Annotated in this window: 10 protein-coding genes and 2 pseudogenes; 7 read left to right on the top strand and 5 right to left on the bottom strand. The window is 62.4% G+C overall.

What is annotated here, in order from left to right; genetic code table 11:
- Nucleotides 1–18 precede the first annotated feature (18 nt).
- Nucleotides 19–819 (top strand): alpha/beta fold hydrolase, encoded by an 801-nt coding sequence (locus tag WBB95_RS13385; protein ID WP_424488010.1) that lies wholly within the window; start codon nucleotides 19–21, stop codon nucleotides 817–819.
- Between the two features lie 4 nt (nucleotides 820–823).
- Here WBB95_RS13385 and WBB95_RS13390 read toward each other — a convergent pair whose 3' ends face one another.
- The gene (locus WBB95_RS13390) at nucleotides 824–1,771 is read right to left on the bottom strand and encodes a DMT family transporter (protein ID WP_424488011.1); all 948 of its coding nucleotides are present in this window, start codon (nucleotides 1,769–1,771) and stop codon (nucleotides 824–826) included.
- Nucleotides 1,772–1,974: 203 nt separating this feature from the next.
- On the opposite strand from WBB95_RS13390, the gene WBB95_RS13395 reads away from it, so the two are divergent.
- Both WBB95_RS13395 and WBB95_RS13400 read left to right on the top strand, forming a co-directional pair.
- Nucleotides 1,975–2,661, top strand: a complete 687-nt coding sequence (locus WBB95_RS13395) for an SDR family NAD(P)-dependent oxidoreductase (RefSeq protein WP_424488012.1) — start codon at nucleotides 1,975–1,977, stop codon at nucleotides 2,659–2,661.
- A gap of 123 nt (nucleotides 2,662–2,784) precedes the next feature.
- On the top strand, nucleotides 2,785–3,633 hold the full coding sequence (locus WBB95_RS13400) for an NmrA family NAD(P)-binding protein (protein WP_424488013.1): 849 nt from the start codon (nucleotides 2,785–2,787) through the stop codon (nucleotides 3,631–3,633).
- A gap of 15 nt (nucleotides 3,634–3,648) precedes the next feature.
- On the opposite strand, the gene WBB95_RS13405 is transcribed toward WBB95_RS13400, so the two are convergent.
- Complete coding sequence (locus tag WBB95_RS13405; RefSeq protein ID WP_424488014.1) at nucleotides 3,649–4,062, bottom strand: MarR family winged helix-turn-helix transcriptional regulator; 414 nt, start codon at nucleotides 4,060–4,062, stop codon at nucleotides 3,649–3,651.
- A gap of 133 nt (nucleotides 4,063–4,195) precedes the next feature.
- Here WBB95_RS13405 and WBB95_RS13410 point away from each other — a divergent pair, with 133 nt between their 5' ends.
- On the top strand, nucleotides 4,196–5,704 hold the full coding sequence (locus tag WBB95_RS13410; RefSeq protein WP_424488015.1) for an FAD-dependent oxidoreductase: 1,509 nt from the start codon (nucleotides 4,196–4,198) through the stop codon (nucleotides 5,702–5,704).
- On the opposite strand, the pseudogene WBB95_RS13415 reads toward WBB95_RS13410, so the two are convergent.
- Nucleotides 5,691–5,837: pseudogene (locus WBB95_RS13415) on the bottom strand (TetR/AcrR family transcriptional regulator); the annotation flags it as partial. The gene WBB95_RS13410 and the pseudogene WBB95_RS13415 overlap by 14 nt on opposite strands.
- Nucleotides 5,838–5,904: 67 nt before the next feature.
- On the opposite strand from WBB95_RS13415, the gene WBB95_RS13420 reads away from it, so the two are divergent.
- The gene (locus WBB95_RS13420) at nucleotides 5,905–6,696 is read left to right on the top strand and encodes an AraC family transcriptional regulator (protein ID WP_424488016.1); all 792 of its coding nucleotides are present in this window, start codon (nucleotides 5,905–5,907) and stop codon (nucleotides 6,694–6,696) included.
- A 3-nt stretch (nucleotides 6,697–6,699) separates the two neighbouring features.
- On the opposite strand, the gene WBB95_RS13425 is transcribed toward WBB95_RS13420, so the two are convergent.
- The gene (locus WBB95_RS13425) at nucleotides 6,700–7,344 is read right to left on the bottom strand and encodes an aspartate/glutamate racemase family protein (protein WP_424488017.1); all 645 of its coding nucleotides are present in this window, start codon (nucleotides 7,342–7,344) and stop codon (nucleotides 6,700–6,702) included.
- 15 nt (nucleotides 7,345–7,359) lie between these two features.
- Nucleotides 7,360–8,712 carry a PBS lyase gene (locus WBB95_RS13430; protein WP_424488018.1) on the bottom strand — a complete coding sequence of 451 codons (1,353 nt, stop codon included), beginning with the start codon at nucleotides 8,710–8,712 and terminating at the stop codon, nucleotides 7,360–7,362.
- A 142-nt stretch (nucleotides 8,713–8,854) separates the two neighbouring features.
- Between WBB95_RS13430 and WBB95_RS13435 the strand changes: the two genes are divergently transcribed.
- Both WBB95_RS13435 and WBB95_RS13440 read left to right on the top strand, forming a co-directional pair.
- Nucleotides 8,855–9,310, top strand: a complete 456-nt coding sequence (locus WBB95_RS13435) for an HIT family protein (protein WP_424488019.1) — start codon at nucleotides 8,855–8,857, stop codon at nucleotides 9,308–9,310.
- Nucleotides 9,307–9,428, top strand: a pseudogene (locus WBB95_RS13440) (VOC family protein); the annotation flags it as partial. The gene WBB95_RS13435 and the pseudogene WBB95_RS13440, both read left to right, overlap by 4 nt.

Here is a 9,428-nt window from a genome sequence, read left to right on the forward strand (position 1 = left end):
GTTCAAGGAGGCCCCACCATGTCGTTCGTCCACACCACTTTGCCGCTGATGGTAGAGGGCGTTTCGTTGAACATTGCCGCGCTGCACCGCACCGGCGAGCGTGCGCCCATCGTGTTTTTGCACGGGTTTGGTTCGACCAAGGAGGACTACGCCGATATCACCCTGCACCCGGCGTTCGATGGGCATCCCTTTGTCGCCTATGACGCGCCCGGTTGCGGTGAAAGCCAGTGCGCCGACCTGTCGAAGATCGGCATTGCGTTCCTGCTGGAGACGGCCCTGCACGTGCTGGAGCATTTCGATATCCAGCGCTTCCACTTGGTCGGCCATTCCATGGGCGGGTTGACCGCCTTGATGCTCGCCCACCGGTTCCCCGGCCGCGTCCTGAGCTTTACCGATATCGAAGGCAATATTGCCCCCGAAGACTGCTTTCTCAGCCGCCAGATTGTGGATTTTCCGGCGGACGATCCGGAGGCGTTTTTCAACGCCTTTATCGAACGCACCCGTCAGGCACCGGCGTATGCCAGCGCGCTCTACTCGGCGAGCCTGCGCCACAAGGTGCGGGCGGGCGCGGTGCGTGGGATTTTCCAGTCGATGGTCGAGCTGTCCGACCACGCCGACCTGATGGGCAAATTCCTCGGCTTACCCTGCCCGACGATGTTCATGTACGGCGAACAAAACGCCTCGCTGAGCTACTTGCCGCATATCCAGGCCCAAGGCGTGCGCCTGGCGCCCATCGCGGCGTGCGGGCATTTTCCGATGTACTCCAACCCGGTCGCGATGTGGCAGCAGATTGCCGACTTCCACCGCCAGTGCGGCTGACACACTAAACGTTCTCACGGCACACCGACGGCCTCGTCGCGGCCGCCCTGGCGTGCAGCAAGTCGTGCCCGCTGACCACCACAATGCCGACCAGCACTAACAGCGAACCGAGCACAAACGAGGTGTCCAGTGGTTCATTCAACAGCCACACGCCGAACGCCACGCCAAACAGTGGCGTGAGGAACGACAGCACGCCCAGCCGCGAGCCCAGGTAGCGGCTCAGCAGCCAAAACCACACCAGCAGGCTCAGGAACGAGAACACCACGGTCTGGAAGGTCAGGCTGGCCAGCGCGATGCCGGAGAGATGAAACCGGGTTTGCCCGGTTGCCCAGGCCACGCCTGTGAGGATCATGCAGGCGCCGGCCAGTTGGTAGAACAGCGTCAGGGGCGCCGGCGCGTCCGCCAGTTTGGAGCAACGAATACTCAAGGTCGTCGCGCCCCAGGCGATGGCGCCGACCACGCCCAGCGCATCGCCAATCCGCTGTGGAGTGACCCAACCCTCGCCGGGTTTGCCCGGTGCATAAAACGCCACGGCAATCCCGATAAACGCGATCAGGATGCCCGCCCATTGCACGGGACTCAGGCGCTCACTGGCGAACCGACAATGCAGGCCGATGGCGGCAAATACCGGCGCGGTGTAGAGGAAAATCACCATGTGCGCGGCTGAGGTGTAGCCCAGCCCTACCGATACGGCGATGTACTCGACGGCGAACAAAACCCCGACCAGTAGGCCACCGCGCCAGGTCTGGAAGCGGCACTTCTCACGGTAGCGGCGCAGCATCAGCAGCGCGCCGACCATCACGGCCGCGATGCCCGAGCGCAGGGCGATCTGCAGCATCGGTGCAACGTCTGCAGCGGCAACTTTGATGGCGACTTGTTGAAGCCCCCAGACAGCGCTGATCACAATCATCAGCACGGCGGCTTGTTTATCAATGGGCTGGCGGTTGTCCACGGTACGATTCCTCTGACTCAAGGGCGTCAGTCTGGAAGCGTCGCATCGGTGGCATATAGCGCCAAAACGACAAGCGATAGCGGGGAATGGTCATTCGATCCGTGACGGGGAGTCACTGGCGCTGTGACTGGCGCGATATTGAAGGCGTGCGTGGCGCAATGCTTCACTGCCGCCTTGTCCATCCAGTCTTCAGGAACCCTGTCATGAGCAACAAAACCTGTTTGATCCTCGGTGCCTCACGTGGGCTGGGCCTGGCCCTGGCTGAGGAATATTGCGTACGCGGTTACCACGTGATCGCCACCTCTCGCAGCGATTCCCCGCAGCTGGACAGCCTGAAGTTGCGCTATCCCGAGTGCTTGAGCCTTGAGCGCGTAGACATTGCCGACTTGACTTCGGTGCAGGCATTGCAGGGTCGGTTGGCGACGACGCGCCTGAACACCCTGTTTATCAACGCCGGTGTGTGCAAGGCCAATGAGCTGACCACGTTGCAGGTGGATGAGCAGGACTTTGTCGACATGCTGCTGACCAATGCCCTGAGCCCGGTGCGCGCGCTGGAAGTGTTTCATGGGAACGTTGAGCGTGATGGGGTGGTGGCGGTGATGTCGTCGGAGCTGGGCAGCATCGCCGACAACCCTGGCGTCTGGGAGTTGTACAGCTCAAGCAAGGCGGCGCTGAACATGCTGATGAAGGCGTTTTACAGGCGCCATCAGGACGATTCCCTTGCCTATCTGCTGGTCGCTCCAGGTTGGGTGCGCACGCAGATGGGCGGCCCCGATGCGCTGCTGGAGATCAGCGAAAGCATTCCGCTGGTGGTGGAAACCGTGGAAGGGCACGCGGGTCGGCCCGGCCTCAGGTTTACCGATCGCCAGGGTATGACGTTGCCCTGGTGATCCGTTAATCAGTGATTTTCAGTCATGAATGTGATGAGCGCCACGCTATCGCTCTGACGAGCGTGCCAACGCAATACTTTCTCCACGGCAACAAGCGGTTGCCAACACACGGGAGTTTTTACGATGTACACGATCATGGGCGTTACCGGGCAAGTGGGCGCAGCCGTCGCGCGGGCATTGCTTGCAGCCGGCGAACCAGTGCGCGCGGTGGTGCGCGATGCAGAAAAAGGCGCCGCCTGGGCCGCGCAAGGCTGTGATGTGGCGGTGGCGGATGCCTCGGACCTGCACTCACTGACCGCTGCGTTCAACAACAGCAAAGGCGTATTCATCCTGCTGCCGCCGAATTTCGATCCGCAGGAAGGCTTCGCACACACCCGCGAGATCATCGCGAATATCCATCAGGCGTTGGCCGTGACGCGTCCGGAAAAAGTGGTCTGCATCTCCACCATCGGTGCCCAGGCCAGCCAACCGAACCTGCTGAACCAGTTGCAACTGTTGGAGCAGAGCCTTGGCGGTCTGGACCTGCCCATTACTTTCCTGCGCCCGGCGTGGTTTATGGAAAACCACCAGTGGGACATCGAGGCGGCCAGGAGCGGCGTGATCCCAAGCTTTCTGCAGCCGCTGGATAAGCCCGTGCCGATGATCGCCACGGCCGATGTCGGCCGCACGGCCGCCGAACTGCTGCGGGAAACCTGGCAGGGCAAGCGCATCGTCGAGTTGCAGGCCACCGAGGCGGTGACCCCTGAGAGTATCGCCCTAGCCTTCGCCGATCTGCTTGGTCACCCGGTGCGCACGCAAGCCGTACCGCGCGACGCATGGGCTGACCTGTTCCACGCCCAGGGCATGCACAACCCGCTGCCGCGCATGCAAATGCTGGACGGGTTCAATGAGGGCTGGATTTGTTTTGAAGGCGTTCCGCGTACGGGGCGGGTGACGTTCAAAGAGGTGCTGGCAGGGCTGTTGCCGCACTGATCGCCGCCCTCCAGCTCAACGCAGGTCTTGGGTGGCACGGATTGAGTCGTCCTTGATCTCCTCGGCAAACTTGCGCATCAAGCGCACCAGATTGTCGAAGTCGCCTTCGTCCCAGGTGGAGAAAATCGACACGCCAATGCGTTCGCGTGCTTCATCGACCCGGTCGGTCATGACCTTGCCTTTTTCGGTAATGACCGACTCACGCACGCGGCGGTCGAGGGCGCTTTCCTGGCGCAAAATCAAGCCGAGGCTTTCCAGTTTCGCCACTTGCCGGCTGACGGTGGTGTAGTCGCGGCCCACGCGGTCAGCCAGTTCGACTACGCCAATCGGCCCCAGCCGTTCAACCAGCACCAGCAATGGAAACAGCGCGCGGTCCAGGGCAATCCCGGCCTCGCGCACCATTGCTTCGTCGCGCTGAGGGCGGTTCATCACGCCCACAATCTCAACCAACGACCCATGCAAGTCACGCAGTTGAGCGCTTATATGTGCGTTTTGCACGCTTTTTCTTGACACTGTGTTTCTCCGTCTTAATATGTGCATAGTGCACATATAGGGGGTCCATATGAAAGAGCAATGCGTTGTCGACGTGCTGATTTGTGGTGCCGGTGCCGCCGGTTTGACCCTGGCGGTCGACCTGGCCAGACGCGGTGTGCGTTTTCGCCTGATCGAGAAAAACCGCCAACCTTTCCATGGCTCGCGTGGCAAAGGCATCCAACCCAGGTCCCAGGAAATTTTCGAAGACTTGGGGGTACTCGACCGCCTCTTTGCCATGGGCGGAGTCTATCCGACTGAGCGGCGCTACTGCGACGACGGCAGTTACATTGACGCCGATTCCATCGAGCGCAACGCACCGACGCCCGCGGAGCCCTATCAACAACCGCTGATGCTGCCGCAATTTCTGACCGAGCAGGTGCTGCGCGAGCGTTTGCTTGAATGGGGCCACCGGCCTGAGTTCGGGTGTGAACTGGTCGGGTTCGAGCAGGACGCCGACGGCGTCAGCGTGCAATTGCAGGGCAACTCAGGTCCGCAAACCCTGCGAGCGCGTTGGCTGGTGGGCGCGGATGGCGGCCGCAGTTTTGTGCGCCATGCGCTGAATATCGAGTTTCCGGGCAAGACCCTCGGCGTGCGCGCACTGGTGGCGGATGTGCAATTGTCCGGTCTTTCGCCGCAGTACTGGCACCGTTTTGGTGAGGGTGAGCTGCAACGCCAGATCGCCATATGCCCACTGGCCGGCACGCCGTTGTTCCAGATTCAGGCGCCGGTCCCGCTGGACGCCGAGGTGGATCTCAGTGCCGAGGGGCTGGCGGCGATGGTGTCCGAGCGCACCGGCCGCGATGACATTCAGGTGCATGCCGTGTCATGGGCGTCGGCCTACAGCATGAATGCGCGGTTGGCCGATCAATACCGTGTCGGGCAGGTATTTCTGGTCGGCGATGCCGCTCATATTCATCCGCCCACCGGTGGCCAGGGCCTCAACACCAGCGTGCAGGATGCTTATAACCTCGGCTGGAAACTCGCGGCGGTGGCCAACGGTGCGCCGCAGGCGTTGCTCGACAGTTACGAAGAAGAGCGGCGCCCGGTGGCGGCCTCGGTATTGGGCTTGTCGACGCAATTGCTGGGCAGCCTGCAACGCGGCGATATGCGCCGGGGCAGGGAAGTGCATCAACTTGATATCGGCTACCCGCAGTCGTCGCTTGCATGCGGGCCTGCCGAGCGTGCCGGCAACCTGTGTGCCGGTGATCGTGCGCCGGATGCGCCGTTGCAGGGGGCGGCGGGGCAGTTGCTGCGCCTGTTCGACGTGCTCAAGGGCGGGCATTGGACGCTGCTGGGCTATAACGTCACCGCTGGTTCGGTGCCGCCTCGGCCTGGGTTGCGTGTCCATCTCATCGGCTCGCAAGGCGCGGTGATCGATCATCAGGGGCAGTTTCAGCAGGCTTACGCATTGGCTGCCGGCGATTGGGTGCTGGTCCGCCCAGACGGTTACATCGGGGCGATTGTCTCGTCAGGCGAGGTTGAAAAGCTGGAGGGCTACCTGTCGCAGGTAGGCCTCCCAGCCGTCATGTGGGGATAAGCCCCGCGTCCTGGTAGCTCAGGACCAGTTCGTCGTACAGGCTCATGTCGGCGCGCGTGCGCGCGATCAATTGCGCGCCGGCGATGGCCGTATAGATCGCCCGGGCGCGGCGCTCGCACGCCTCGGCGCTGCCGCATTCTTCCGGCGCTGCTTAAAAACCACCATAATGCTCACCCTTTAGCCGCTGCGCAGCCACCGCCATGGGCAAGTTAGCCGAGCACCTGATCCTTGCGCCGTTTACCGACGAGCTGCCTGCACCCCTCTACTTTCGTGCGGCCCGCATGCCTGCGTCGGCCGCGTACCCGACGCATCGCCACCCCTGGGGCGAGTTTGTGTACTCGTTCAGTGGCGTGATGGAACTCAAACTGGACGGTGCCCACTTCATTGCGCCGCCGCAATACGGTGTGTGGCTGCCGCCGCAGATCGAACACAACGCGATGAATCATCAGGAGGCCTGTCACTGCTCGCTCTACATTGCCCCGGCCTTGTGCGAGCGCCTGCCCCTCAAGGCGTGTGCATTGACCGTCACGCCATTGATCCGCGAACTGCTCGAAGAACTTCACGCCTCGCCGCCCGGGCCGGTGCAGACCGCCGAGGAAAGCCGACTGCTGACGGTGCTGCTGGACCGCCTGAACCGCACCTCGTGCGTGGGCAGTTACTTGCCGGGCTCTGCCGACCCGATCCTGGGGCCGATCCTCGTGGCACTGGAGCAGAACCCGGCGGATGGGCGTTCGTTGGCGGACTGGGCGCGCAAGGTCAACGCCACCGAGCGCACGCTGTTACGGCGCTGCCAGCGAGACTTGGGCATGTCGTTGGCGCAGTGGAAGCAGCGGTTGAAGGTCACCTCATCACTGGACAAGCTCAAGGCCGGGACGTCGGTGGAAGCCGTTGCGTTTGATCTGGGCTACAGCAGTTCGTCGGCGTTTATCAGTATGTTTCGCAAGCTCACCGGGGAAACGCCGGATGAGTATCGGCGTAAACGCCTCAGTTGAGGCTCAACCCACAAGCGCTTTCATGGCGGCCCTCAAGCCGCTTGTGGCACTGGTGAGCGGCGGCGGCCCAGCGGTGACAAGCGCGGCGGCTTCACCCATGGAGGCCTGGGCCAATGCCACGATGGATGCGCCCTCGACATAGGCACGGTCTGCTGCCTGCGCGATGGTCGCCAGGTAGCCATCGATGTCACCGGCTTTGAACTGCTCCCACGCGCCGGGAACCAGCTGCACGTCGACGCGTGTGCCTGCTCGCAATGCTGCCCTGTGGAACAGCGTGGAGGTGGGTTCGAGGGTGGTCTCGACCGCGCACAACACCACGACGTTTCCATCCGCCTGCACCGCAGCGAACGCCAACGCCTCGTCGGTGCGCAGGATCGGTACTCGGCTCGTTCTGGCGATGCTTTCAACCGCCGGGCCCAGGGTCGAGCAGGTGAGCAACACCGCGTCCGCGTGCGGCTCCAGGGCCAGCAGCACTGCAACCGTTGACTGGGTAATGCCCTCGGTCAAGCCGCCGGCCAGCTCGGCGGCAGCCAGCAAATCGGCACGCACTTCATGTCGCAGCGTGTCTGGCGCGATGCCCAGCGCTTTGGCGGCGGCCTCGAACACGGCGATGTTGCTGGCTGCGGTATGAAGGCAGGTGATTCGCATGGGGCGTGTGCTCAGTCAGGTGACGCGGGCAAGTTGGTCGCTGCTGATCAGTCCGCTGGCAGCGAAGGCGTGAAGCGTATTCAGCAGTACGCTGCGTTGCGGCCTCGACGTGACCGGGTCGACTATCTGGTATTGACGGTCAATCCACTCATGCACGTGGCGCAGCCAATACGCCTGCACGACAGGGTCAGCCTCCAGTCGCCTCAGCAGGTAGGCTAATTGCTGCCAGCGGGGGAACGACTGAACAATGGCCTCGCGGCGGTGCGACGGCAGGTGATGCCAATCACTGTCGAGTTTTGCGCACAGTCCCTCGCTCACGCTGGGCCAGGGCAGCTTGTTCAGCTGAGCTATCGCTGCGCTGAACACCTTGTCCGAAGGATCTTCAAGCGCCGCAAAAAAGGCCGTGGGTGCGTCGTCTTGCAGCCTATGAATGGCTGCCTGCCGTACCGTGGCGTAGTCGGATCGCAGTGCGTGCGAGCGCCATGGCTCGGGCAGTTCGGTACCCAGTTCTGCGGCGAGGCCAAGCACGCCGAGCCAATCGCGCCTTGCACGGGGCATGGCCTGGGCCAATCGCTGGTTCAAGACTTCGCTGGCATCGATACCGTGGCGGGGTGCTGCCCAGCGCGCGAGGTTGCGAATCGCAGGGGATGCATCCAGCAAGGCGTTGCGCAGCACCGGTTTCGGGTCCGCGAGCATGGGGAGCAACGCATACAGCACGCGCGCACGTACTTTGGCGCCGGGTCGTGACAATGCCTCAAACAGCAGCGGGGACACCTCTTCAGCCGGTAGCGTCATGCAGGCTGCCACGGCTTGCAACCGCACGGTCAATTCCCGATGGGCGAGGGCGTCACGCAGAAGTGTTCTGAGGGCGCGCGTTTTTTCCAGCAGCAGCACAAACAGATAACTCGCGGCTTTACCCTGGCGCGCAAGGAACTGCGCATAAACCTGATCGTGCACGTCAGGCGATTGCAGGACCGCCCGTATAGCCGCGAGCGTCGCACCGTGATCAACCCGCTGGCGTGCGGCCAACGCCATCACGGGTTCCAGCACATAGAGCAACGCGGCGGCCTGGGACGCGCAAAGGTAACCTTGCAACCCGGCTGCCGCCAAATCCCTCACCTGTGGGACCCAATCGTTCAGGCGCTCGGTCAATGCCGCCAAGGCTTGCGGAGACGATTGAGTGCACAATTCCCGAACTGCGACTTCCCGGATAAACCCGTTGTAGTGGCGACTGAGCTCTACCCAATGACCCTCGTTCTCGGCATTTGCGAGCAACTCCAACGCTTCATTGCGTCGTTGATCTGCCCAAGAAGGTGCAGGCCCATGCCGGCTCTTAAGCTTTTTCAGCCAATCCTGCGGAGTACTCACGCTGAATCCTTTCTATGCAATGGTCGTGGAGTGTTCCGCACTCTACCTGATGATCGAACCTGCATCACCCGCGCGCCGCATCCGCCAAACCTGCGCAAACTTGGATAGTATGCGGACGGCACTTTCATCCCTAAGGACAACCATGCCGCTGATCACGGAACGTGTAGCACTGGCGCGTAATGGCGCCAACGATAAAGTCATTTGCCGCATGGCCTCAGGCTGGGCGGTAATGGGTGATGTGCAGTTTTTGCCGGGTTACTGCCTGCTGCTGCCCGATCCGGTCGTCGCCAGCCTCAATGACCTGGACACCGAAGCGCGGGCCACGTACTTGCTCGACATGGTCCGGATCGGCGATGCGGTGCTGCAGGCGACCGGCGCGCACCGCATGAACTACGAGATCCTGGGCAATTCCGAGCCCGAGTTGCACTGCCATATTTTCCCCCGATACGCCTCGGAGCCGGACGACAAACGCACGATGCCCGCCTGGTTCTACGACTGGAAAACCGCCACGCCCTACGCCGAAGCACTGCACGGTGAGCTGCGCAAGAATATCGCTGCGTTGCTCAACGCTCACGTCGACAGGAAAGCAAACGCCTGATGAACAGAAACAAACTGGTGCCGGAATTGATGGTGACAGACCTGCGCAAGAGCCTCGACTTCTGGGTGGCTTTGCTCGGGTTTGAGGTCGCTTACCAGCGTCTGGAGGAGGGCTTTGC

Origin of the sequence: Pseudomonas sp. (assembly GCF_049645325.1) — a bacterium.
In the GTDB taxonomy this organism is placed as follows: Bacteria; Pseudomonadota; Gammaproteobacteria; order Pseudomonadales; family Pseudomonadaceae; genus Aquipseudomonas.